The sequence below is a fragment of the Paenochrobactrum sp. BZR 201-1 genome (assembly GCF_044987585.2).
GTDB lineage: Bacteria > Pseudomonadota > Alphaproteobacteria > Rhizobiales > Rhizobiaceae > Paenochrobactrum > Paenochrobactrum pullorum.
Window position 1 is genome coordinate 244,361 of the sequence record NZ_JBJDRZ020000007.1, and the last position, 24,573, is coordinate 268,933.

Genomic DNA, 24,573 nt, shown 5'->3' on the forward strand with positions numbered 1-24,573 from the left:
ACTTTCAAACCATTTGTAAATGCGGTATGGCGTGATTTATGACAAGCGAAAATTTTACTTTTAAAGTTCTGGCTCGTGACGGAAATGCCCGTCAGGGCGAGGTTTCCATGCCGCGCGGCACCGTACGTACCCCTGCATTTATGCCGGTGGGGACGGCTGGTACTGTGAAAGCCATGTATATGAATCAGGTGAAGGATTTGGGCGCGGATATTATCCTCGGCAATACCTATCATCTGATGCTGCGTCCCGGTGCAGAGCGCGTTGCCCGCCTTGGTGGTTTGCATGAATTTGGCGGTTGGAAAGGCCCGATTCTTACTGATTCCGGTGGTTTTCAGGTGATGTCGCTGGCCAAATTGCGAAAATTGAACGAGCAAGGTGTAACTTTCCGCTCGCATATTGACGGGCGCGCATATGAAATGTCGCCGGAGCGTTCTATTGAAATTCAGGGGCTGCTGGATAGTGATATTCAAATGCAGCTTGATGAATGTGTTGCGCTGCCTGCAAAGACCATTGAGATCGAGCGTGCGATGGAATTGTCATTGCGTTGGGCCGAGCGTTGCAAGGTTGCATTCGGCGATCAGCCGGGCAGGGCGATGTTTGGTATCGTGCAGGGTGGGGATGATTGCCGATTGCGCGAACGTTCAGCGCAGGCGCTGAAAGACATGGATCTTAAAGGCTATTCCGTTGGTGGTTTGGCTGTAGGCGAACCGCAGGAAGTGATGCTTGACATGCTGGAGATCGTCTGTCCGATTTTGCCGGGCGACAAGCCGCGTTATCTGATGGGGGTTGGTACTCCGGATGATATTTTGAAGTCGGTTGCCCGCGGTATTGATATGTTTGATTGTGTCATGCCGACCCGTGCCGGACGGCATGGCTTGGCCTTTACCCGTTTTGGTAAGATCAACTTACGCAATGCACGTCACGCCGATGATCACCGACCGCTTGACCCTGAATCAGATTGTCCGGCAGCGCGTGATTATAGCCGTGCTTATCTGCATCATCTGGTCAAATCCGGCGAAACACTTGCCTCTATGTTGCTGACATGGAACAATCTTTCCTATTATCAGGATTTGATGAAAGGTATTCGTGCTTCTATTTCAGCAGGCAATTTTGCTGAATTCTCAGCTTTGACAGCAGAAAGCTGGGCGCGCGGCGACATTCCAGCACTTTAAAAAGTATTAATTCGTAATAAGGAAGCTTCATTTTTAAATAATGGTGCTTCCTTATTTGGTTTTTAATATATTTTTTAATTTAATTGTCACAGTTCTGTGAATTTAAGAATTATTCTAATATTAATACTTTTATTTTTTTGATCTATATTCACTTCAACTATTTCTCTATTGTTGTTAAATAATATCTCTGATAAATCATGATTGATATCAGATAGCATCTTTTATTTTACACTTTTTTAATCTATTCTCCGCGCAACGCTTAGGCTGATAAAATTAGCCGGATCGCATAAATCATGCGCACATGTTTTAAATAAAAACCAACGTACTTGCTTAATACCCGCATGTGACCTTTGAATGGTGCAGGAAAGTGAGTGCGCTAGAGCACACCGGGAGTGCTAAAAGTCAATGATTAAACGCCTTTTATTGGCAATTGTATTTCTGGCAATCGTTGTTGGCGGTCTTGTTGGATTTAACCTTTTCCGTTCGAAAATGATCGCGGATTTCTTCGCAAATATGCCGCAAAAGACGATGACAGTTGCAACCATTACCGTGGAACCGACAGTCTGGACACCCGGATTGGAGGCAATCGGTTCTGTCAATGCATCCGAAGGTGTTGATCTGACATTTGAAGTTGCGGGCATTGTGAACACGATCAAGTTCAAAGCCAATGAAAAGGTTAAGCAAGGGCAGGCCCTTGTGCAGCTCGATGACAGTATTCAGGTGGCTGATCTGGTTGCAGCTAAAGCCTCTGCCGTCTTAAGCGATCAGAATTTGAAGCGCGCGCAAACATTGCGCACCCAAGGTGTTGGTGCAGTTTCCAATGTGGACACAGCAGCAGCATCGGCTGAATCTGCTCGCGCACAGGTAGCCAAACTGGAAGCCGTTTTAAAGCAGAAGACACTTGTTGCGCCATTTTCAGGCACCATGGGGATCGCCAAGATTGATATCGGTCAGTATGTGACACCGGGTCTTGTTATTGCAACCTTGCAGAATATGGACACGATGCGTGTTGATTTTACGGTCACTGAACAATCATTCGATAAGTTGAAATTGGGCCAGACCATCAAAGTCAATCCGAACAATAATCAGGAATTTGAAGGTAAAATTATCGGTATTGATCCGAAAATTGATCCTTCTACACGGTTGGTTTCGGTGCGTGGTCATATTGAGCATGTCGATGGTCAGCTCAATCCTGGACAGTTTGTTCAGGTGACAGTCGAATTGCCGCAAGAAAACAACATTATTACAATACCGCAAACTGCTGTCACTTCCAGCCTTTACGGTGATTATGTCTATATTGTCCGTCCTGTGAAAACGGAAGATGCATCTGCTGATGCGAAAGAAACCTTGGCGGTTGACCAAGTTTTCGTTCAGCTTGGCCGCAGGCTAAAAGGTATTGTAGAGGTCACAAGCGGTGTTAAAGATGGCGATATTGTCGTCTCTGCCGGTCAAAACAGGCTCGCTCCGAAGATGCATGTGGTTATCGACAATAGTGTCAATCCTGCCAATCCGGCAACAGCGCAATAGGCGGGTCAGATGAGTTTTTCTGATATCTTTATTAGGCGACCGGTATTGGCGACGGTAACGTCGTTGCTGATCCTGTTGCTTGGCGCACAGGGAATTTTTCAGCTTTCCGTGCGAGAATATCCGAAAGTTGATGAAACGGTTATCACTGTCACCACAGCTTATGCGGGTGCAAGTGCGGATCTTATTCAAGGTTTTATCACTGCGCCGATTGCACAAGCTGTCGCGACGACTGAAAATATTGACTATGTAACATCTTCCAGTAATCCGTCGATGAGCACGGTAACTGTTCAGATGAAGCTTGGTGCAAATCCCGATGCCGCGTTGACTGAGGTGATCGCTAAAGTTAATCAGGTACGCGGTAATTTGCCGTCAGAATCTGATGATCCGGTGATTGTGAAGGGTACGGGGCAGAATTTTGCTACCATGTATCTCGCAGCTCAAAATCCGAATATGTCGGGTGAACAGATTACCGAATATCTGGAACGTGTGATCCAGCCGCGGATGTCTACCATTTCCGGTGTGGCGGAAGCTCAGATTTTGGGTGGTAAAGTTTACTCGATGCGTGTCTGGCTCGATCCGATCCAGATGGCGGCGCGCGGTATTACTGCTTCTGAAGTTCTGGCGGCGATTAAAGCATCCAACTTCTTGTCGGCGCCGGGTAAAACCAAAAATGAATATGTGGCAAGCTCCATTACGATGCAGTCCACATTGCAGACGCCGGAAACATTCGGTGCGATGCCGGTTAAAAGCAATGGTGATGATATTGTGCGTTTGCGCGATATTGCTAAAGTTGAACTGGCGGCAAAAAGTAATGACACAATCGTTTCGTTCAACGGCAGTGAGGGGACATTTCTGGGTGTTTTCCCGACGCCTGCCGCCAATCCGATTGACATGGCGGCTGCCGTGAACAAAGAGCTGCCTTCCATTCAGGCATCACTTCCTGAAGGAATGAGTATTGTTCTGGTTTATGATGCGACCGAGCAAATCAGTTCATCTATCCGTGAAGTGTTCACCACTATTGCGGAAGCGATGGCGATTGTTATTGTCGTGATCATCATCTTCCTTGGCTCGTTCCGCTCGGTTCTGATTCCGATCGTTACCATTCCGATCTCGATGATCGGTGTGTGTTTTTTCCTTTATATATTGGGTTTTTCCATCAATCTTTTGTCACTGCTGGCGATGGTGCTTTCCATCGGTCTGGTGGTGGATGATGCGATTGTGGTTCTGGAAAATATCCACCGTCACATTGAGGAAGGCCTCAAGCCGATGGATGCTGCCTTCAAGGGCATGAAGGAAATTACCAGCTCGATTATCGCAATGACCATTACATTGGCGGCTGTGTTTGCGCCGCTTGGTTTTACCGGTGGATTGACCGGATCGCTGTTCCGTGAATTTGCTTTCACGCTGGCAGGTGCGGTGATTATTTCCGGTTTTGCTGCGCTGACTATCTCGCCGATGATGTGCGCGCGCATGTTGAAACATGGCGAACAAACCCGTTTTCAAAAGTTTATTGACCATTATTTTGGTCGATTGGAAGCCGGTTACGAGCGTCATGTTTCAGGTTCTTTAAATTATCGTCCGGTAACCTTGCTGATCGTTGTTTCGCTGGTTGGTCTGACGGGCTTCTTGTTCGTCAACACATCCAGCGAACTGGCTCCTGAAGAAGATTCCGGCGCGTTATTCTCACTCTTCAATGCACCGCAATATGCAACTTCTGCTTATACGGATCTTTATGCCAAGCAGATTGATGAACTGACTGCTGATCTTCCGGAATTGCAGACACGCTTCAATATTGTCGGCATGGGGGGCGGAACCACGCAAGGTATTGCGCTTTGGGTGCTTGATGACTGGAAGGACAGAACACGCAGCCAGAAGGAAATTCAAACAGATCTTACGAACCGCATTGAAAAGGTTACAGGTGTCGAGGCGTTTATTTTTGCTCCCCCTTCATTGCCAGGTACCGGGGGTGGTCTGCCGATTTCGATCGCTTTGCAGTCAACCGGTCCATCTGATCAGGTTTTTGAAGTCGCAGAAGAAATCAAAAATGCCGCACAAGCCAAGGGCGAGTTTATCATTGTTCAAAACTCGATGTCCTTTAATGCGCCGCAAACCACTGTCGCGATTGATCGTGACCGTGCCGCAGCACTGGGTGTGCATGTCAGTGAAATTGGGGCGACACTTGGTGTTTTGACCGCGGGCGCTTCGTTTGTGAAGTTTGACCGTGATTCCCATAGTTATGATGTCATTACGCAGGTTCCGGATGATTTCCGTGCTAACCCTGAAAATCTCGGCAACTACTATGTGCGCAGTGCGTCGGGTGAAATGGTGCCATTGTCGGCAGTCATTAAAGTGACGGAGAATGCCTCTCCTGCGGCCATTGAACAGTTTAACCAGCTGAACTCCGCAACAATTTCTGCATTGCCGATGCCGGGCGTGACAACAGGGCAAGGATTGGCAACCTTGCTAGACGTTGCACGTGAGACGATGCCGGATGGTTTCTTTATCGATTATTCCGGTCAGTCACGATTGGAAGTGGAGCAGGGCAATACCATTGCGATTGCTTTTGGTTTGGCGGTTATCGTAATTTATCTGGTTCTGGCTGCACAGTTTGAGAGCTTCCGCGATCCGCTGATCATTATGATGTCTGTACCACTGTCGATTTTTGGTGCGATGGTTCCGCTGAATTTGGGCCTTGGTACGCTCAATATCTATACGCAGGTTGGTCTCATCACCTTGATCGGGTTGATTACCAAACACGGTATTTTGATGGTGGAGTTTGCCAATCAGCAGCGTGAGCTTGGGCTTTCTCGCCGTGAAGCAATCATCAAATCGGCTGAAACACGTTTACGTCCGATTCTGATGACAACGGCTGCTATGGCGCTTGGTGTTGTGCCACTGATTTTGGCATCAGGTGCGGGCGCTGCGGCACGTTATTCGATGGGGCTGGTGATTTTTACCGGTGTGACTGTCGGAACCGTCTTCACGCTTTTTGTGGTGCCTATGTTCTATACATATATTGCCAAAAAAGACGTAGCACCGGTCCAGGAAAACACAGCAACCGGACATCAAAATACTGATGCTTCGCCGTCACAGGCATAAGTGATCGGAACCTAAAATTTAAAAGGCGGGCTGGTAAAATAGCCCGCCTTTTTTATTGCACAAATAAGTCATATTTTGGTGAAGCGCACTTGTATTGTTTTGCATGCAATCCATATGAAGCACATGACACCTTTATCCGTTCTAGACCTTTCTCCAGTGCCTGCCGGCAGCACGCCGGCTCAATCTTTGCGCAATACCGCAGAGCTTGCACAACTTGCAGAAAAACTCGGCTACCACCGCTATTGGCTGGCCGAGCATCATAATATGCCGGGTATTGCCAGTGCCGCGACATCTGTCGTAATTGGTCATGTGGCATCTCACACCAAAACAATCCGCGTTGGCGCGGGCGGCATTATGCTGCCAAACCATGCGCCATTAGTGGTGGCGGAGCAGTTTGGTACACTCGCCTCGCTCTATCCGGGACGTATAGATTTAGGGCTTGGTCGTGCACCGGGCACAGATCAATTTACCGCCCATGCATTGCGCAGAAATCTCAATAGTGATGCCAATGCTTTTCCACAGGATGTAGTGGAACTGATGGGTTATTTCCGCCCGGTTGAAGAAGGCCAGCGTGTGCAGGCCGTGCCGGGCGGTGGGCTTGATGTGCCGGTCTGGATTTTGGGCTCCAGCTTGTTTGGTGCGCAATTGGCCGCGATGCTAGGCTTGCCTTATGCTTTTGCCTCACATTTTGCACCCGCTGATATGGAGCGCGCGATTGATATTTACCGCGAGCGTTTTGAGCCATCCGAGCATTTGGATAAGCCTTATGTGATGGTGGGCTTGAATGTGATTGCAGCCGATACTGATGAAGAAGCGCAATTTCTGTTTTCATCGCAATTACAGGCTTTTGTGAACTTGCGCACCGGTCAGCCTGGTTTGTTACCAGCACCGGTTGAAGGTTATATGCAAAATCTGGATGCTTCGGCACAATCGGTTATCCAGCATGCGCTTTCTTGCCGTGTTGTTGGTGATCCGGAGAGTGTTGGCAATGGTATCCACGATTTTATCAAGCGCACCGGTGTTGATGAATTGATGCTGACAGGCATGATCTATGATCATCAAAAACGTATGCGTTCTTATGAAATTGCCGCACAATCCTATGCCAAGGTCGCTGCCTCCTGATTAACTTCTGCCCTGCTGATTTCGGAGAGTAGCCAGTTTTTAAACGCTTGAACAGTCGGCCGCGCCTGACGAGTTTTAGGTGTGACAAAATAATAATGGCTGAGGCTTTTAATCTTATGCGGCCAGACAGGAACCAACTGTCCGGCCGCCATTTCTGCATGGATCAAAAATTCCGGCATCAGCGCAATTCCAAGTCCGGCGATACATGCCTGACTGACATTGGAGAATTGTTCGAAGCGCATAGAGCTGTGCAATGGCTGTTCAATGCCAAGAGTTTTGAACCAGTGTTCCCAAGCATTTGGGCGTGATGCCAGATGAAAAAGTGGCATTTTGAGAAGGTCAGCCGGACCAGTCACCGGGTGCGCTTGCAAAAATGCAGGGCTGCAAACAGGTAACACGATTTCATCCATTAAAAATTCAAAATCGGCATCCGGCCAATCGGGTTGACCTATATGGATGGCGGCATCGAGATTTTCTTTTTCAAAGTCCACTTTGCCAATGCGGGTGGAAAAATTCAAAATAATATCAGGATATTGCGCCACAAAGCGCGGTATTTTCGGGATCAACCAACGGGTGCCGAATGTGGGCAAAAGTGCTAAATTAAGCGTGTTGTTGCCCATATGACTCATTATGTTTAAGGATGCTGCACGTATGGCTGCAAGGGCAGGCCGGATGGTTTGCAAATAGTTGCGACCGGCATCAGTTAAAATAACCTGCCTGCTGTTTCTCTCAAATAAAGCAATATTAAGCTGCGCTTCCAAAGCTGCGATCTGACGGCTGACCGCACCTTGCGTCAGGCTGAGCTCATCGGCTGCTTCCGAGAAACTTTCATAGCGGCTGACTGCATCAAATGCTGCCAATGCTTTGGTGGATGGTAGGAGCCGTCGCGATACTGATGTCATTCATCTATGATTAAACGGAATAGATGAATGAGTAAACATAGATTGCTGAAAATACGGACTGGTTGCATAATCGGTTATTCTTATTGGAGAGGCAGGAATTTATATGTCACGCGCAAGTTTTGTTTGGGATGATCCGTTGTTGTTGGATGATCAGCTGACTGAGGATGAGCGGATGATCCGCGATTCAGCCAGAGGTTTTGCCAATGATGTGCTGATGCCGCGTATTGAAAAAGCCTATATGGAAGAATCAACCGATCCTGAACTGTTCCGCATGATGGGGCAGGCTGGTTTGCTTGGCGTGACACTGCCGGAAGAATATGGTGCAGCCGATGCCAGCTATGTAGCTTATGGTTTGGTGGCGCGTGAAGTGGAGCGTATTGATTCTGGTTATCGCTCGATGATGAGTGTGCAATCATCTTTGGTGATCTATCCGATTTATGCTTATGGCTCTGAGGAGCAGCGCAAGAAATATCTGCCGGGCTTGGTTTCGGGTGAATTGATTGGTTGTTTTGGTTTGACCGAGCCTGATGCGGGTTCTGATCCGGCTGGTATGAAGACGCGCGCCGAGAAAATCGATGGTGGTTACCGTCTGACCGGCACGAAAATGTGGATTTCCAATTCACCGATTGCCGATGTTTTTGTCGTTTGGGCAAAGTCTGCCGCACATGACAACCAAATCCGTGGTTTTGTGCTTGAAAAAGGCATGAAGGGACTATCCGCTCCGAAAATCGGCGGCAAACTTTCCTTGCGCGCTTCCATCACCGGCGAAGTGGTTATGGATGGTGTTGTAGTCGGTGAAGACGCATTGCTGCCGAATGTATCTGGCCTTAAAGGGCCGTTTGGCTGTCTTAATCGTGCGCGCTACGGTATTTCATGGGGCGTGATGGGCGCAGCTGAAGATTGTTGGCATCGTGCCCGCCAATACGGACTTGATCGCAAGCAGTTTGGCAAACCACTGGCCGGAACGCAGCTTTATCAAAAGAAGCTTGCCGATATGATGACCGAAATTACCCTCGGGCTTCAGGCAAGTTTGCGTGTTGGTCGCCTGATGGATGAAGATCGCATGGCACCGGACATGATTTCACTGGTCAAGCGTAACAATTGCGGCAAGGCGCTCGATATTGCGCGTCATGCCCGTGATATGCATGGCGGTAATGGTATTCAGATTGAATATCACGTGATGCGTCACGCGCAGAACCTTGAGACCGTGAATACTTATGAAGGCACGCATGATGTGCATGCGCTGATTTTAGGACGTGCGCAGACAGGCATTCAGGCTTTTTACTAATTTTTACTAAGTTCAACATGACCTGTTGGTGATTGTGCCCGCTCGCATCATTGCGGGCGGGTTTTTATTTTAAAAGGGCATGATGTAATGGAAAATACACCGCTGGCAGGGCTGAAAGTGGTCGAGCTTGCCCGTATTTTGGCAGGCCCTTGGGTGGGGCAAACCTTGTCTGATCTGGGCGCTGATGTGATTAAGGTCGAAAGTCCTGAGGGCGATGATACGCGTAGATGGGGGCCGCCTTATTTTGATGTCGAGGGCGAGCCGTCTGCCGCTTATTTTCATGGTTGCAATCGTGGCAAAAGGTCAGTGACGGCTGATTTTCGCGACAAAAAAGGTCAGGACCTTGTTCGTGAATTGGTTAAGCAAGCTGATGTTCTGATTGAGAATTTCAAGCTGGGCGGTTTGGAAAAATACGGCCTTGATTATAAGAGCCTTATAAAAATTAATCCGGGGCTGATTTATTGCTCCATCACCGGCTTTGGCCATGAGGGGCCCTATGCCGAGCGGGCAGGTTATGATTTTATGATCCAAGGCATGGCCGGTATTATGGATTTGACCGGCGAGCCGGATCGAGAACCACAAAAAATCGGCGTGGCTTTTGCCGATATTTTTACCGGCCTTTATAGTGTGATTGCCATTCAATCAGCCCTGATAATGCGCGAGCGCACCGGAAAGGGCCAGCATATTGATATGGCTTTGTTTGATTGCATGACGGCAGTGCTCGCCAATCAGGGCATGAATTATCTGGCTACCGGCAAGGCGCCAAAACGGATGGGTAATACGCATCCCAATATTGCGCCTTATCAGACACTGCCGGTATCCGATGGTTATTTCATCATTGCTTGCGGCAATGACGGGCAGTTTGCAAAATTAGTCAAATTGCTCGGACTGCATGGCGTGGCCGAAGATGAAAACTATGCCAGTAATGCAGCGCGGGTTAAAAACCGTGATAGCCTGACACAAATGCTGGAAGAACAAACACGTCTATGGACACGTGATGCGCTGTTGGTGGAACTTGAAAAACTTAAGATTCCGGCAGGGCCGATTAATTCAGTAGCGGATGTTTTTAGTGATCCGCAATTTATCGCTCGCAATATGCAGATTAATCCGCAAAATGTGCCGGGACTACGCACCCCGATCAAATTCTCGGATGCTGAACTCAAGCTGGGACAACGTTCGCCATTATTGGGTGAGCATGATGCGGAAATTGCTGAACTGCTTCAAAAGAATAGCTGAAATAAAAAGCGGCCTGAATTTCAGACCGCTTTTTTAAAACTTAGAGCGCATCCCGAAAAGTGTGAAACAGTTTTCGGCGTAAGATGCGCGTAGAAACATAAAGACTAGAGCGGTTTTGATTGAAACCTCTTTAGTGATAGCTTGGCGCGTCGTCATCTTCGTCTTCATCGGGATCGATGATGTCGGCAAGGCCGTATTCTTCTACATCAGCCAGAAATGCATCCCATGCTTCCTGATCGGTTTCAAACAGATCTTCATAAACAAAGGAAATGTCATCTTCATCAATGACTTCCAGTGTCCAGCCATCTTCCTCTTCAAGGCGATAAATATCGACCTGAACAGTAATGTCGTCTTCCGTAAATTGTTGGGACAAGGCGGAGAGAATGAGATTTGAATCTTGTTCGGTCATATCATTTTCCAAAAGCGGTTGTGAACGGTTATGTCATTTGAAATGACTATAACATTTTGTTTATATTTTATAAATTGATATTCGCTTTTTTAGAAAACTATATCTTCGTCATCCTGTTGATGACGCAAAAGAACCGGAATGATAAATCGTTCCGGTTCTTTGAAATTATTGCATAAAATAACGGCGCACCATGTGCCGTCAAAAATCAGATTATTTTGCTATTTTTGCTCTGGCAACGCTTTGATGAAAGCGGAAACGACAGCTGCGGAGTTGGCCGAAGCCAAGCCCATGAATGTGCCCATTTCGTTTTCGCCGTCGCCGCCGCCGGCAAGATCGGAAAGCGAACGGAATGCAATGAATGGTACGCTATTGGTGTCTGCAACATGGGCAACAGCGGCGGATTCCATATCAAGAACGGTCGCTTTGAACGTGTCGAATGAGTATTCGCGGAAATCAGCATTGTCGACAAATGCAGTGCCGCTCACGCCATTGCCGCCGACATGAATGGCAGGAGCCTTGGAGAGGCATTTGTTTTCGGCAACGCAATCTTTCAGCTTTACTGCTGCGGCCACTTTGGTGGCTGTTTCTAACAGCTTGCCATCAACTTTAAACCAGAATTTTTTCTCCATCTGGCCGCCGTCGCGCGCAACGCTGACTTCACGCGGGAAAATCATACCGTAATTCGGCAGGGTTGTCGGCATGAAGGACGGGGTGGAGAACTTGCCATCGGTTTCACGCGCATAGACAGCTTCGAGATATTGTCCCCATTGTTCCGGCACAATCACATCGCCAATATTGAGGGATGGATCAACGCCACCGGCAATGCCTGAAAAGACAATGGCATTGATGTTAAATTTGTCGATGGCCATCTGCGTGGTCATGGCTGCATTGACCATACTGACACCGGAGAGGAACAGGACAACGTCCTTTCCCTCAATCTTGCCAGTCAGAAATTTGGTGCCGTTCAATTCGATTTCCTGAGGATCGCTGAGCTTTTCTTGCAGGACAACCCATTCCGGTTCAAAAGCAGACATCACGGCGATACGCGATGTGTCATCAGCGAAAGCTGAGGTGCTGACGGTCAGGGCGAGGAGAGCAGGAATAAATTTCATCTCAATGTCTCTTCATGCGTTGGTGCAGGTGATTATTATTGGCTGATTATGTTAGGTGAAATCAAGCTTTAAGGCTAAAGCCTCTTAGCTCTATTTCAGTTTTTATTGTATTTAAAACAAAAATACTCCCATTATATCAATATGATGGGAGTATTTTTTATAAAATTAATTTAAATCAGAAAAATGTAATGGAAACCCAATATCTTGTCTGATTTATTTGCCGATTAATTATCACCGAAAACGCGATTGAAAATCGTATCAACATGCTTGGTATGGTATGCAAGGTCGAATTTTTCGCGGATTTCTTCTTCGCTGAGGGCTGCACGCACTTCTTCATCAGCCAGCAATTCTTCCAGGAAATCTTTACCCTGTTCCCAAACCTTCATCGCATTGCGCTGAACCAGACGGTATGAATCTTCACGGCTGATACCAGCCTGAGTGAGCGCCAAAAGCACGCGCTGTGAATGCACGAGGCCGCGGAACTTATTCATATTGGCTGTCATATTGTCAGGATAGACCAACAATTTTTCAATCACACCGGTGAGACGCGCCAAAGCAAAATCAAGGGTGACGGTAGCGTCAGGGCCGATCATACGCTCAACGGAAGAGTGCGAAATATCACGCTCATGCCAGAGGGCCACATTTTCCATTGCAGGCAGTGCGAAAGAGCGAACCATGCGGGCAAGACCGGTGAGATTTTCTGTCAGCACAGGGTTGCGCTTGTGCGGCATGGCTGAAGAGCCCTTCTGGCCGGGTGAGAAATACTCTTCCGCTTCCAGAACTTCAGTGCGCTGCAAATGGCGAATTTCAACGGCCAGACGTTCAACCGATGACGCGATGACGCCGAGTGTTGCAAAATACATAGCATGACGGTCACGCGGGATCACTTGTGTGGATACAGGCTCGGCTTTCATGCCGAGGGCTTTAGCCACATGTTCTTCAACGCGCGGATCGATATTGGCGAATGTGCCAACTGCCCCTGAGATGGCGCAAGTGGCTATTTCTTCACGCGCCGCTACAAGGCGGGCGCGGCAGCGTTCAAATTCGGCATAGGCCAATGCCATTTTAAGGCCGAATGTAATCGGCTCGGCATGGATACCGTGGCTGCGGCCGATGGTGACGGTGTCTTTATGCTCATAGGCACGGGTTTTAAGCGCTGCCAGCAGCTTGTCGAGATCAGCAAGTAATAGATCAGAGGCGCGCATCAATTGCACGTTGAAGCAGGTGTCGAGCACGTCTGATGAAGTCATGCCCTGATGGATGAAACGTGAGTCAGGCCCCACAAATTCTGCCAGATGGGTCAGGAATGCAATGACGTCATGCTTGGTGACAGCTTCGATCTCATCGATACGGGCGACATCAAACTTTGCTGCACCGCCTTTTTCCCAGATGGTTTTAGCGGATTCTTTCGGGATAACGCCGATTTCAGCCAATGCATCGCAGGCGTGGGCTTCAATTTCAAACCAAATACGGAACTTGGTTTCCGGCGACCAGATGGCAACCATTTCAGGGCGGGAATAGCGCGGGATCATGTGCGTTTCCTAATGTGTATTCGACGAGAAAACCAGTTAGGGTAATAACCGGCGGTTTTAAAAAGAAATCAGGCGGATGCCTTTTTACGCATTTTTACGGAAAACCGGTTCCCACTTTTCCTAAAATACTCGCCCGCCTGCAAGAATTCAATTAAGCGCGGGCTTCTTCCGCAGCCTTGCGGATGGCCACGATATTGGCACGGTAGCCCTCCAGATTGCCTGCCTTGTAAACAGAGGAGCCTGCCACAAGCGAATTGGCACCAGCTTTTGCCGCAGCACCTGCATTGTCCGGTGTCACGCCGCCGTCAATCTGTAAGTCAATCGGGCGATTGCCAATCAATGCATTGACTTGGGCAATCTTCGGCAGCATCGAACTGATGAATTTCTGACCGCCAAAGCCCGGATTGACGGTCATCACCAAAATGAGATCGACATCATCAATGACATTTTCGAGCGCTGAAACAGGGGTGCCAGGATTGAGCGCTACACCGGCTTTTTTACCTAGGCCGCGGATGGCTTGCAATGAGCGGTGCAGGTGAGGGCCTGCTTCCGAATGGATGGTGATGATATCAGAGCCAGCTTTAGCGAAAGCTTCCAGATACGCATCGCAAGGTGAAATCATCAAATGAGTGTCGAAAACGGCATCTGTCTGTGGGCGGATGGCTTTGACGACATCCGGGCCAAAAGTGATATTTGGCACAAAATGGCCGTCCATCACATCAATATGGATCCAGTCCGCACCGGCGGTCACAACATCTTTGATTTCCTGGCCAAGCTTGGAAAAGTCAGACGCGAGAATAGAAGGTGCAATGATAATCGGGCGGGACATCAAATAATCCTTGTTTGAAAAGCCTTTCAAAGGCTCTGTACCACTATGTGCCGTTAGCATGTCCGGCACAGTCATTCAAGTTTGTGCGAGGACGCGTCAGATAAAACTTAAGTCAACCCCAGCGTTTATGGAACCACATCCATTGACCCGGATATTCGCGTACCCATTCTTCTACAGTGTCATTTAAAAGCTGGGCCGTCGCGGCAATATCAACTTGTCCTTCGGCATCGCGTGGCAATTCCATGCGCTCTTGCAGTTCCAAGCGGAAGCGGCCACCGGGCAGGCGGATGCAACGAGCCGGATAGACATCGCAATCATATTGACGGGCAAGTTTGGCCAAAAGCGGATTGGTTTTAACCGGACGGTCAAAGAATGTGCTCTCGACGCCACGGTGGAATTTTTGGTCAACCAAAACACCGACATTGCCGCCATCGCCCAAAATGCTGGCCAAAGACCATGCAGCACCCGCTTTGGAAGGAACCAGATGTCCCATATTGGTGCGGCGTGCTTTAAGTACGCGTTTGGCGATATAGGGATTGTTGGGCGGACGGAAGAGGGCCGTTACATCAAGCCCGTAAGTAGCCGCACAAATTGGCAACAGCTCGAAATTGCCGGTATGTGCGGTGAAGAAAATATGCGGTTTCTTCTCATCGCGCAGACGTTCGAAAATCGAAACACCTTCGACTTCAACCAGACCTTTTTCGGGTGAATTCGGGTCGAAATCGAAAATAGCATCAAGGAAAATATATTCAGCAAACAGCCTTGCCATGCTGTCCCACATTTCGCGGGCGATCGCTTGGATATCATCTTCGGATTTTTCCGGATAAGCATGGCGCAAATTATCGACTGCCACTTCATGGCGTGGCGTCAATGGCCCGATTTTGCGCGCAAACCACGCACAAAAGCGGATGGCCGCATTGGCAGGCAACAGCCGCAAAACTGCAAAAATCACGAAGATTGTCTGTGCTAACAGCCAGTAATTAAACTGTTTTAATTTCTGGCTGTAGCGAAAGGCAAGGAGTTTAAGCTTGAACATATTACTCAATAGTCAGGATGATCTTGCCGAAAACGTCACGGCCTTCCATGCGCTTCAATGCGGTATCGATTTCATCAAAACCAACAACGGTATCAATCACCGGCGATACAATGCCTTGTGCCATTTTCTGCATGGCGTCGGCCATGTTTTCCATACGGCAACCAAATGAGCCGAGAAGCTTCAGCTGCTGCTGGAACAGCATCATCAGGTTCATGCTTGTTGATACACCGGAGGTGGAGCCACAAGTGACCAGACGTCCGCCGCGCTTGAGGCTGAGCATCGAGCCTGCCCACGTGTCCGCGCCCACATGTTCAAACACCACGTCGACGCCTTTTTTCTTGGTCAGCTTGCGCATGACGCCTTCAAAGCGGTCTTCGCGGTAGTTGATGACGTGATCTGCACCCAGTGCCTTGGCTTTTTCGATTTTATCGTCGGAACCAACGGTGGTATAGACCGTGCAACCCATTTTCTTGGCGAGCTGAATAGCGGCGGTGCCGATACCCGAACCACCGGCCTGAATGAGAATGGATTCACCCGGCTGCAACTTTGCATTATCAAACAGCATATGCTCGACAGTACCAAAAGTTACAGGCGCAACAGCTGCACCAATCTCATCAACACCTGGAGGTGCAGGGATGAGAAGGCGTGCAGGCAGGTTAACCGCTTCACAGGCAAAACCATCAAGATGGAAGCCATGAACGCCGGAGACGTGTTCACAAAGATTGTCGCGGCCTTCGCGGCAAGCTTTACAAAGACCACAGGTGCGTGCGCCATAAATGGAAACGAGCTGTCCCGGCAGCAGGCCTGCAACCCCTGGGCCGATAGCCGACACAACGCCGGAAGCTTCCGCGCCGATAACGAGCGGCATTTTGCGCTTGGCAAATGCCATGCCGCGCCAGCCCCAAACGTCGATGTGATTAAGGGCGACGGCTTTGATGTTGACGGTTACTTCACCCGCAGCTGGCGGGGGTGGAGGTGCCATATCGGTGATCTCTAATCGACGATCATCAAGAAGCTGCAAAGCGCGCATGAAATTATCCTCTAAGTTTGGGCTTATCCCAAAATAGCTCTTGCCCATAATTTGTATTGTTATGGGCAAGATATTTGAAAGCTTAATCCCGGAAAGCATCTGCTTACCGGGATTTTATTTAAATTACGGTCAATGACAGCCAGAATTTATTTCGGTTCGGCTGTCAAAATCAGGCTGGTATTCTGGCCGCCAAAACCAAAGGAGTTGGAAAGCACAGAGGTCACCGCGCAATCACGTTTGACATTCGGCACCACATCGAGCGGAATAGACGGGTCAGGATTGTCATAGTTGATGGTTGGCGGCAAAGTGCCGGTCTGGATCGTCAATAATGAGAAGACGGCTTCAATCGCACCGGCAGCGGTCAGTGCATGACCGATCATCGACTTGTTGGATGAAACAGGAATGTTTTCCATTTGGTTTTCAAACACGGTTGAAAGTGCCAGATATTCCATCTTGTCATTTTCAGGTGTCGAAGTGCCGTGGGCATTGATGTAGGAAATCTGATCAATGGTCAGACCTGCATCAGCCAATGCGCCGCGCACAGTGCCGATGGCAGGGGACGCGTCAGGCTTGGAGCGGGTGCGGTGGAAATCATCCGCTTTTTCACCGCAACCAGCTAGAAGACCCAGCACTTTTGCACCGCGCGCAAGTGCTGATTCCAGCGATTCCATTACCAAAGCGCCGGAGCCTTCAGCCATGGCAAAGCCGTCACGATCTTTGGAGAACGGACGGGATGCCTTTTCAGGGGCTTCATTATGGGTGGAAAGAGCTGAGAGCAGCGAGAAGCGGATCAGTGCTTCGGCCGACACTGAACCATCGGTACCGATGGCCAAGACACGTTCGCTTTCGCCGCGGCGAATGGCTTCCGCACCAAGCTGAATGGCAGTGGCACCGGATGCACAAGCTGTCGATAATGTGACCGGCAGACCGCGTGTGCCAAAATGATTGGCCAGCTGCTCGGCAATATAGCCAAATTGCGTGGTGTTGAAGAACTCTTGCTGACGCTGATTGCGGCAGGCTTCCAACAGCAATTGATAGCTGGCGGGGCCTTGGTCTTTAACGCTTTCATCCAGTGCAAAACGGCTTTTCCAGTCCAGTTCAACCGGAGGGGCCGCCAAGAACATGGCGCCGCCAAAATCGGACACGGAAAGACCGGATTGGGCGATCGCTTCTTCACCGGCAAGGCGCGCAAGCGCTTGTGAAAGGGCTGAAGCTCCGATTTCACTTTCGGTTAAGAAATCAACCGTACCGGCAAAGCGGGTTTTGAGATTTTCAGTCGGAAAACGGTTAATCGCATGAATACCGGATTTGCCGCTGGTCAGCGCATTCCAGTTATCTTGTTTGCCCTGACCAAGGGATGAAACAACACCGGCTCCGGTAATTGCGATCAGAGGACGACCGAGGTGATCGAGATATTTTGTCATCATCCTCTTCCTTATGCTTTAACCAGTTTGGCAATGCCTTCAGCGCGTGAGGCGCCGATTGTGGTGGCAAGGGCAGAGGCAATTTCTGCCTGATTGCGCAAATCTTTACCCTTCCAGACGCTCAATGCAGCTAACGCAACAGTCAATGGGAACTGTGCTTCGCGCAAATGTCCGGTGAGGCTGGTTACATCCTGATAATGAGCTTTTGCAGCTTCAAGCGCTGCTTTTTCGGCGGCTGTTGCCTGATGCGCACCCGAAACACCGGAGATGGTGATGTCGGCAGTGCCGGCACTCGCCAGCATGTCACGGACAGCTGCTTGCAGGTCGCTGTTTCCACGCTGAATTTGCGATGTCAGCACGTGTTCGATTTCTGCATAAGCGCGTGCATCACGCGATTTGGCATGGGTTTCGCTTTCAAGCACCAGAAACACACCGCCTGAGCCGGAAATCATACCGCCGCCAGTTGTGCCTTGACGCTCCCAGACAGGTGCCCAACCGTCATGCTTCAAAAGACCGCCCAGTTCATGGCCGAGAATCATGTCGAAATGCTCGGCATTATAAGAACCACCGACCAGCGCATGGGTGCTTTGACCCGAACGAATGCGCGCCGCGGCAGTTTCAATCGCCGAAATACCGGAACCTTCTTCACCCATAAAGGTGCGTGAAGAGCCGGTGACTTTGTGGACGATAGAAATATTTCCGGCGAGCAGATTGGAAAGCTGCGCCAGAAATAATGTTGGCCGTAATTCCGTCGACAATTTGTCATTGAGCATCAGGCCGCGGTTTTCGTTAACGCGGCCTTCTTCCAAAATCTGGGTGTCAACGGAAATATCACGTTCGCCGCCGCCTGCACCGACAACCATATCCATGGTCGCGCAAAGGTTCTCGTCATCCTTGATACCGGCATCTTCCAGCGCAAGACCGGCAGCATAAGTGCCGAGCCTCTGCCATGTTTCCATCTGACGCTGATCGCTGCGCTTCGGAATTTGGCAATTCCAGTCAACTTCACCAAGCTTGTGCACCACATATGGGGCAAATTCAGTTGTTTCCAACTGAGGCTTTGTGTCGGCTGAACTGAATGCATTCCAATGCGCTTCAAGACCTTCACCTAGGGAGGAAATGATGCCAATTCCGGTTATGAGAACTTTATTGCTTTGCATGGTGGCTTCGTATGATCTCCACGGCTGATAGGGGCGTTTACGCCCAAGTAAACATTTGGCGATTAAGCCTGTTTGGCAGCAACCAGTTCGTCGATTTTTGCGCAGAGGTTTTTCAGCACAAAATATTCTTCGGTCGGTGCTTTGCCTTCGTTTACTTCCTGAGTCCACTGTTCAAGCGGAATCTTGATGCCGAAAGCTTTGTCGATTGCGAAAACAATATCAAGGAAATCGAGGCTGTCGATGCCCAGATCGTCGATTGTGTGGCTTTCTGGCGTGATTGAATCGCGATCAATTTCACTGGTTTCGGCAATAATATCTGCGACTTTGTCAAAAGTTGAGGACAAGATCTGTTTCCTTTTTTAGGCTTTTGCCTTTCGGCTTTACGAATTTTCGTTCGCAATATGCAAACATTTAACGCGTATGTAGCGCTTTTCTCAAAATAGGGAAAGCCTCAATAAGCGCCAGATTATACATGTAGGTATAATCTGGTTTAACGACATCAATTATAATTGCAATCCTGCCCCTTATAATTGCTGTTTGTTGAATTTGAAGCAATTTATAATCAATTATGTCCTTTTTAACGTGAAAACCATCTTTCAAGCTTATGAAATTGAACAAAATCACTTAATCATGACTGTTTGAACTGCTTATTTGATAAATAAATCGTGAGCTGATTGCATTGGCATTAATGCACCGCGACACTCCACGACGCGGGCAGCTACTTTATGTGCCTGTATGGCTGCTTCCACAGGTGCCATGCCATTCAAACGGGCTGCAAGATAACCACCGTTAAAACTGTCGCCAGCGCCGGTTGTATCAATTGCATTGGCTTTGGCCGATGGTACAAGCGTTTGATCATCTTCAAACTGGACAATTGCCGGCTCAGTTCCATCTTTGACAATAATTTCTCTGACCCCAAGTGCTTTGAGGCGCTTTGCACAAGCCTGACCATCCGCATCGCCGAAAAGTGCCTGCTCATCCGGCAATGTCGGCAGAGTGATATCACTGCTACGCATGGCTTTGGTAATCAGTTCGCGGGCAAGGCCGTGATCGGGCCAAAGAGAGGCACGGAAATTAGGGTCAAACGCGATGAGAGAGCCATTGGCACGGCATGTATTAATAATGTCCAAAAATGCGTGGCGATGTTCCGGCAAAATGATGGCGAGCGTGATGCCGGAAAAATAGATCATTTTACGGTTTTTAAGGCTTTCGAGCAGCTTATCCGGATTTTCAGCCAGACGACGGGCAGCAGAATCATTGCGCCAGTAAGTGAAAGAACGCTCGGCTCCGGTCAGAGTGATGGCATAAAGGCCGGGGCGGGCACCTTTGATGATCGGGCTTTTGTCGGTTCCGATACCATTGTCTTGCATAAAGGCAATTTGTTGTTTGGAAAACGCATCATCACCAAAAGCGGTGATATAATCCACGCAGAAGTCTTCGTCCATCAATGCGCGCACATACCATGCGGTATTGAGCGTATCGCCGGCAAATCCCATATGCCATTGCGTGTCGTTCTGGCCTGAAAGTTCGATCATACATTCACCGACAGAGGCAAAGCCGTGCATTATGTTACCCTTTTATATATATGGTTTTCCCGATTATAGTTTTGGATAAGGCTATAAGCGATTATCCGTCATCTGTCACCTTCGTCACTCTGTCTTATTTTACCGGTATTGGCATGCGTCAGAAAAAGGAATCATTATGCGTTACGCTATTTATTTTACCCCTTCCTCAACTGATGCTTTGCTGAAAATTGCCAATAATTGGTTGGGGCGAAATCCATTTACCGGAGAGGCGGTGCGGCGTCCTGTAATCAAAGGCTTGTCGGTTGAAGAACTGGATAATATGACGATCTCGGCACGCCGCTATGGTTTTCATGCGACCATTAAAGCACCGTTTTATCTGGCCCCTGGGTATAATGAAGATGATTTGTTGCGTGCATTGATGCTTTTTGCATCTTCCATTGCTCCGGTCACATTGCCGCGGCTAAAAATTGCGGCCCTTGGCTCTTGCTTTGCATTAATGCTGAAAGAACCGGTTCCGGCTCTGCAACAGCTGGCCAATGATACGGTTACAGCGCTGGATAAGTTTCGTGCGCCTTTAAGCGGGCAGGATTTTGACCGCAGAAAACCAGAAACATTGGAGCCTGCTCAGTTGCGCAATCTGCAACAATGGGGCTATCCTTACGTATTCGACGAATTTCATTTTCATATGACTTTGACGGACAAAATCGAAGAGAAGCACAGACCAAAAATTGCCGCTATTCTGGATGATTTCTTTGCACCGGTTTTAACCGACAGTGTCGAGATCAGTAATCTGGCTCTGTTCGTCGAACCAGAGCCGGGGGCACCATTTGAAGTGCATTCTTTGCACCCTTTGGCGAGTGTCAAGTTTTTGGCATCTTTGGCTGGTCAGCGATAGGCTGAAGATAAAGTGTCGAGTTGTTAGCAGGATAGGACAGGATGACGGAAACTGTATTAAAAAATGCCCGGCTTATATTGGCTGATGAAATTGTGTCGGGAGCTGTACAGTTTCGAAATGGGGTAATTACTGATATTTCCAGCAATGGCACTGCCGTTGGTGAAGATATGGCAGGGGATTATATCACCCCCGGACTGGTAGAGCTGCATACCGACCATTTGGAAGGCCATTACGCGCCGCGCCCGAAAGTGCGCTGGAACCCGATTGCTGCCGTGCAGGCTCATGATGCACAGATTGCATCTTCCGGCATTACTACGGTTTTTGACGCATTGCGTGTCGGGCTTGATGCGGAAACAGAAATTGGCATCGCAGATATGCGTAAATTAGCGCAAGCGATCAAACAAGGCGTGCAGGATGAACGCCTGCGTGCCGATCACTTTTTGCATTTGCGCTGCGAAGTGTCGGCTGATGATTGTCTGGATGCATTTCATTATTTCGATAATGAGCCGCTGGTGCGCCTTGCCTCGCTGATGGATCACGCACCCGGTCAGCGTCAGTTTATGGATATGGAGACTTATAAGGTCTATTATATGCGTAAACTGAAAACCAGCGATGAAGAGTTTCGCCGTTATTGCAATAAGCGGATGGATGATTCCAAACGTAACTCGGATAAAAACCGCAAAGAGCTTTCTGCACTTTGTCATGAACGCAATATCATTCTGGCAAGTCATGATGATGCAACGCTTAGCCATGTTGAAGAGGCGGTTGAGCAAGGTATTCGCATCGCAGAATTCCCGACCACACAAGTGGCGGCTGAAGCTTCGAAGAAAGCCGGTCTTTCCGTTTTGATGGGTGCGCCGAATATTGTGCGCGGTGGTTCACATTCCGGCAATGTGGCAGCACGTGATCTGGCAAGCACAGGTAATCTGGATATTATTTCATCAGATTATATCCCTTCAAGCTTGATGCAATCGGCTTTTCATCTGGCACAAGATGTGACGAGCGTATCCTTGCCGGAAGCAATCCGCATGATCAGCTATAATCCGGCACAGAAGGTCGGGTTTACAGATCGTGGCGAGATTGCGCTTGGTAAACGTGCCGATCTGGTACGGGTGAAACTCGTTGATAATATTCCGATTATTCGCACTGTCTGGCGCGAAGGTTCGCGGGTGATTTAAACGGTTTTTTGGTTTTATTTCTTTTTCTGCCCGTTCATAACGTGTATGAGCGGGCAGTTGTTTTTGTGTTGTACGTTGCTTGTCGATAAGCCTGCCGGAGAAGACTGTGTCACTCGTGTCTAAATTATATCAGGACCAATCAATATCGGTGCCACAGAACTGGCCCCGAAATTGGCCACGCTTGTCGATTGCGCCTATGATGGATTGGACTGACAGGCATTGTCGCTATTTTCACCGTATTCTGACTAAAAACACGCTGCTTTATACTGAGATGGTGGTGGCCGATGCTGCCATACATGGGCGACGTGACTTTCTGATGGGTTTTGATGATACACAGCATCCGGTTGCCTTGCAGCTTGGTGGTTCGGATCCGAAAAAGCTGGCGGAAGCGGCCAAAATTGGTGCTGATTTTGGCTATGACGAGATCAATCTCAATGTCGGTTGTCCGTCTGATCGGGTGCAGTCAGGCACATTTGGTGCGTGTTTGATGCAAACGCCCGATGTCGTGGCGGCTTGTGTCGCGGCGATGAAACAGGTGGTTTCTATTCCAGTGACGGTGAAATGCCGCATTGGTGTGGATGAGCAGGACACCGAAACAGCACTTGGCGAATTGGCACGATTAACGATCGGTGAGGGCGTTGATGCTTTGTGGGTACATGCGCGCAAGGCTTGGTTGCAAGGGCTGTCACCCAAAGAGAACCGTGATATTCCGCCACTGGATTATGATCGTGTTTATCGTTTAAAGCAGCAATATGGTGCGCAATTTATCGGCATCAATGGCGGCATCAATAATTTGCAGGAAGGTTTGGATCATCTGCAATCGGTCGATGGCGTTATGATCGGACGTGCGGCCTATCACAATCCTCTGTTGCTGAGAGAGGCAGATGCACTGCTTTACGGTGATGCACATGAGCCGGTAAGCGATGCAGAATTGATTGAGGCGATGTGCGATTATTGTGATCGCCATATTGCAACAGGCGGCAAGCTCAATCAGGTGACGCGCCATATGGTCGGGCTATTTGCCGGACAGCCGAGTGCGCGTCGTTTCCGCCAGATATTATCCGTCGATGCGCCGAAAGCTGGTGCAACCAGTGACGTGTTGCGCGCAGCCTATCATGTGATCGTCGAGGCGCGTGAAGAAGCGGAGGCACAAGCACTCAATCTTGGCGCTCTTAATCCAGCAGAATAAGCCTGTCTCCTCGCACATTGAAACCGTGCAAGGTTTCCAGAAAACTCATGCCCAGCAAACTGCCGCGCATCATGTCTGGCTGCGTGACGAGGGCATGGACATTCTCGCGTCTGATATCGCCGATCTGTAATGTATCTAGGCGCGCATGCGCAGCCTTTGAGCTGCCATTGGCGGTCATGATTGGCGCGGTAAAGTTTAGATTGTCGGTGTCAATGCCGACTTTTTGTGCGTCCTCATATGATAAAACAATTGAAGAAGCGCCGGTATCTATCAGAAAATGCACATATTTTCCATTTACCTTACCATTGACTTCAAAATGTCCACCGGAAGATTTTGTTAAAGTAACGGTTAAGGTGCCATCCTCGGAAAGGCTGGAAATTGCACTTGCCGGAATAAGACCGGCTGTGACGCGGCTGCCAATATCCTGCAATTCATAGCGATATTGGTAGCCTGCAACCAAAGCCATAATAATGATTGCCCAGATCATCAATTGGCGAACGGAATCGACAAGACTGATACCAGAGCCAAGAAGACCGGCCGCAAGTACGATGCCCCAAATACCTAAATAACCAGCGCGGGCAAATATATCATTATCATAACCAGCAGTCGTGCCACTCTCATGATTGGAAACAAGCAGCAAGGCCAGAACTGCTATGAGCGCGAGAATAATCCAAACTAAACGACCCATCAGATATCTTTTGCCTGTAATTGTCTGTGGCGCGAAGGTAAGAGCGCCAGAACTTGTTTTTTATGTGCTGCACTCATGGTAGACCAACGTGCTATCTCGTCCAGTGTGCGGGCGCAACCTAAGCACAGGCCGGTGTTAATATCCATATTGCAAACCAAAACGCATGGTGATGGGGGCGATGGTATGCCTTGCTCCTGATTTTTAATCGGTGTTTCCATA

General features: G+C 49.0%; 22 protein-coding genes. 9 read left to right on the forward strand and 13 right to left on the reverse strand.

Going from position 1 to position 24,573, the window contains the following annotated elements:
• The first annotated feature begins 38 nt into the window (after positions 1-38).
• The 4 genes from tgt to ACI0FR_RS07315 all read left to right on the forward strand — a co-directional run bounded on the left by tgt (position 39) and on the right by ACI0FR_RS07315 (position 6,920).
• Complete coding sequence (gene tgt / locus ACI0FR_RS07300; RefSeq protein WP_404905917.1) at positions 39-1,172, forward strand: tRNA guanosine(34) transglycosylase Tgt; 1,134 nt, start codon at positions 39-41, stop codon at positions 1,170-1,172.
• 405 nt (positions 1,173-1,577) lie between these two features.
• A complete protein-coding gene (locus tag ACI0FR_RS07305; RefSeq protein ID WP_374830978.1) occupies positions 1,578-2,699 on the forward strand; it encodes an efflux RND transporter periplasmic adaptor subunit in 1,122 nt (373 codons plus the stop codon).
• Between the two features lie 9 nt (positions 2,700-2,708).
• The gene (locus ACI0FR_RS07310) at positions 2,709-5,798 is read left to right on the forward strand and encodes an efflux RND transporter permease subunit (RefSeq protein WP_404905916.1); all 3,090 of its coding nucleotides are present in this window, start codon (positions 2,709-2,711) and stop codon (positions 5,796-5,798) included.
• A gap of 123 nt (positions 5,799-5,921) precedes the next feature.
• Positions 5,922-6,920, forward strand: coding sequence for an LLM class flavin-dependent oxidoreductase (locus tag ACI0FR_RS07315; protein WP_404905915.1), 999 nt, complete (start codon positions 5,922-5,924; stop codon positions 6,918-6,920).
• On the opposite strand, the gene gcvA is transcribed toward ACI0FR_RS07315, so the two are convergent.
• Positions 6,896-7,822 carry a transcriptional regulator GcvA gene (gene gcvA, locus ACI0FR_RS07320; protein WP_404905914.1) on the reverse strand — a complete coding sequence of 309 codons (927 nt, stop codon included), beginning with the start codon at positions 7,820-7,822 and terminating at the stop codon, positions 6,896-6,898. The genes ACI0FR_RS07315 and gcvA overlap by 25 nt on opposite strands.
• A 103-nt stretch (positions 7,823-7,925) precedes the next feature.
• Here gcvA and ACI0FR_RS07325 point away from each other — a divergent pair, with 103 nt between their 5' ends.
• Together ACI0FR_RS07325 and ACI0FR_RS07330 are read left to right on the forward strand one after the other, a co-directional pair.
• Entirely contained in the window at positions 7,926-9,110 is a 1,185-nt protein-coding gene (locus ACI0FR_RS07325; RefSeq protein WP_404905913.1) for an acyl-CoA dehydrogenase, read from the forward strand.
• Positions 9,111-9,197: 87 nt separating this feature from the next.
• Positions 9,198-10,346 (forward strand): CaiB/BaiF CoA transferase family protein, encoded by a 1,149-nt coding sequence (locus ACI0FR_RS07330; protein ID WP_404905912.1) that lies wholly within the window; start codon positions 9,198-9,200, stop codon positions 10,344-10,346.
• A gap of 130 nt (positions 10,347-10,476) precedes the next feature.
• Here the strand turns inward: ACI0FR_RS07330 and ACI0FR_RS07335 are convergent, their stop codons facing one another.
• From ACI0FR_RS07335 to ACI0FR_RS07380, 10 genes are all read right to left on the reverse strand, one after another.
• Entirely contained in the window at positions 10,477-10,755 is a 279-nt protein-coding gene (locus ACI0FR_RS07335; RefSeq protein ID WP_404905911.1) for a hypothetical protein, read from the reverse strand.
• Between the two features lie 218 nt (positions 10,756-10,973).
• Positions 10,974-11,867 (reverse strand): 5'-methylthioadenosine/S-adenosylhomocysteine nucleosidase, encoded by an 894-nt coding sequence (locus ACI0FR_RS07340; RefSeq protein WP_374830990.1) that lies wholly within the window; start codon positions 11,865-11,867, stop codon positions 10,974-10,976.
• Between the two features lie 224 nt (positions 11,868-12,091).
• Positions 12,092-13,399, reverse strand: coding sequence for an adenylosuccinate lyase (purB, locus tag ACI0FR_RS07345; protein ID WP_404905910.1), 1,308 nt, complete (start codon positions 13,397-13,399; stop codon positions 12,092-12,094).
• A gap of 151 nt (positions 13,400-13,550) precedes the next feature.
• Positions 13,551-14,228, reverse strand: a complete 678-nt coding sequence (rpe, locus tag ACI0FR_RS07350) for a ribulose-phosphate 3-epimerase (RefSeq protein ID WP_374830994.1) — start codon at positions 14,226-14,228, stop codon at positions 13,551-13,553.
• A gap of 112 nt (positions 14,229-14,340) precedes the next feature.
• Positions 14,341-15,264 carry a lipid A biosynthesis lauroyl acyltransferase gene (locus ACI0FR_RS07355; RefSeq protein ID WP_404905909.1) on the reverse strand — a complete coding sequence of 308 codons (924 nt, stop codon included), beginning with the start codon at positions 15,262-15,264 and terminating at the stop codon, positions 14,341-14,343.
• A gap of 1 nt (position 15,265) precedes the next feature.
• Positions 15,266-16,294 (reverse strand): zinc-binding dehydrogenase, encoded by a 1,029-nt coding sequence (locus tag ACI0FR_RS07360; protein WP_404905908.1) that lies wholly within the window; start codon positions 16,292-16,294, stop codon positions 15,266-15,268.
• 146 nt (positions 16,295-16,440) lie between these two features.
• On the reverse strand, positions 16,441-17,718 hold the full coding sequence (locus ACI0FR_RS07365) for a beta-ketoacyl-ACP synthase (protein WP_374831000.1): 1,278 nt from the start codon (positions 17,716-17,718) through the stop codon (positions 16,441-16,443).
• 11 nt (positions 17,719-17,729) lie between these two features.
• Complete coding sequence (locus tag ACI0FR_RS07370; RefSeq protein ID WP_404905907.1) at positions 17,730-18,878, reverse strand: beta-ketoacyl-ACP synthase; 1,149 nt, start codon at positions 18,876-18,878, stop codon at positions 17,730-17,732.
• Between the two features lie 62 nt (positions 18,879-18,940).
• Positions 18,941-19,222 (reverse strand): acyl carrier protein, encoded by a 282-nt coding sequence (locus ACI0FR_RS07375; RefSeq protein WP_374831004.1) that lies wholly within the window; start codon positions 19,220-19,222, stop codon positions 18,941-18,943.
• 303 nt (positions 19,223-19,525) lie between these two features.
• Entirely contained in the window at positions 19,526-20,443 is a 918-nt protein-coding gene (locus ACI0FR_RS07380) for a sugar kinase (protein WP_404905906.1), read from the reverse strand.
• 136 nt (positions 20,444-20,579) lie between these two features.
• Between ACI0FR_RS07380 and ACI0FR_RS07385 the strand changes: the two genes are divergently transcribed.
• From ACI0FR_RS07385 to dusA, 3 genes are all read left to right on the forward strand, one after another.
• Positions 20,580-21,299, forward strand: coding sequence for a DUF1045 domain-containing protein (locus ACI0FR_RS07385; RefSeq protein ID WP_374831008.1), 720 nt, complete (start codon positions 20,580-20,582; stop codon positions 21,297-21,299).
• Between the two features lie 41 nt (positions 21,300-21,340).
• A complete protein-coding gene (locus tag ACI0FR_RS07390; protein ID WP_404905905.1) occupies positions 21,341-22,477 on the forward strand; it encodes an alpha-D-ribose 1-methylphosphonate 5-triphosphate diphosphatase in 1,137 nt (378 codons plus the stop codon).
• A gap of 142 nt (positions 22,478-22,619) precedes the next feature.
• On the forward strand, positions 22,620-23,666 hold the full coding sequence (dusA, locus tag ACI0FR_RS07395; protein WP_404906011.1) for a tRNA dihydrouridine(20/20a) synthase DusA: 1,047 nt from the start codon (positions 22,620-22,622) through the stop codon (positions 23,664-23,666).
• On the opposite strand, the gene ACI0FR_RS07400 is transcribed toward dusA, so the two are convergent.
• Complete coding sequence (locus tag ACI0FR_RS07400) at positions 23,650-24,354, reverse strand: TIGR02281 family clan AA aspartic protease (protein ID WP_404905904.1); 705 nt, start codon at positions 24,352-24,354, stop codon at positions 23,650-23,652. The genes dusA and ACI0FR_RS07400 overlap by 17 nt on opposite strands.
• Positions 24,354-24,572, reverse strand: a complete 219-nt coding sequence (locus ACI0FR_RS07405) for a DUF1289 domain-containing protein (protein ID WP_374831014.1) — start codon at positions 24,570-24,572, stop codon at positions 24,354-24,356. The genes ACI0FR_RS07400 and ACI0FR_RS07405 overlap by 1 nt, the downstream gene beginning before the upstream one ends.
• Between the last annotated feature and the right edge of the window lies 1 nt (position 24,573).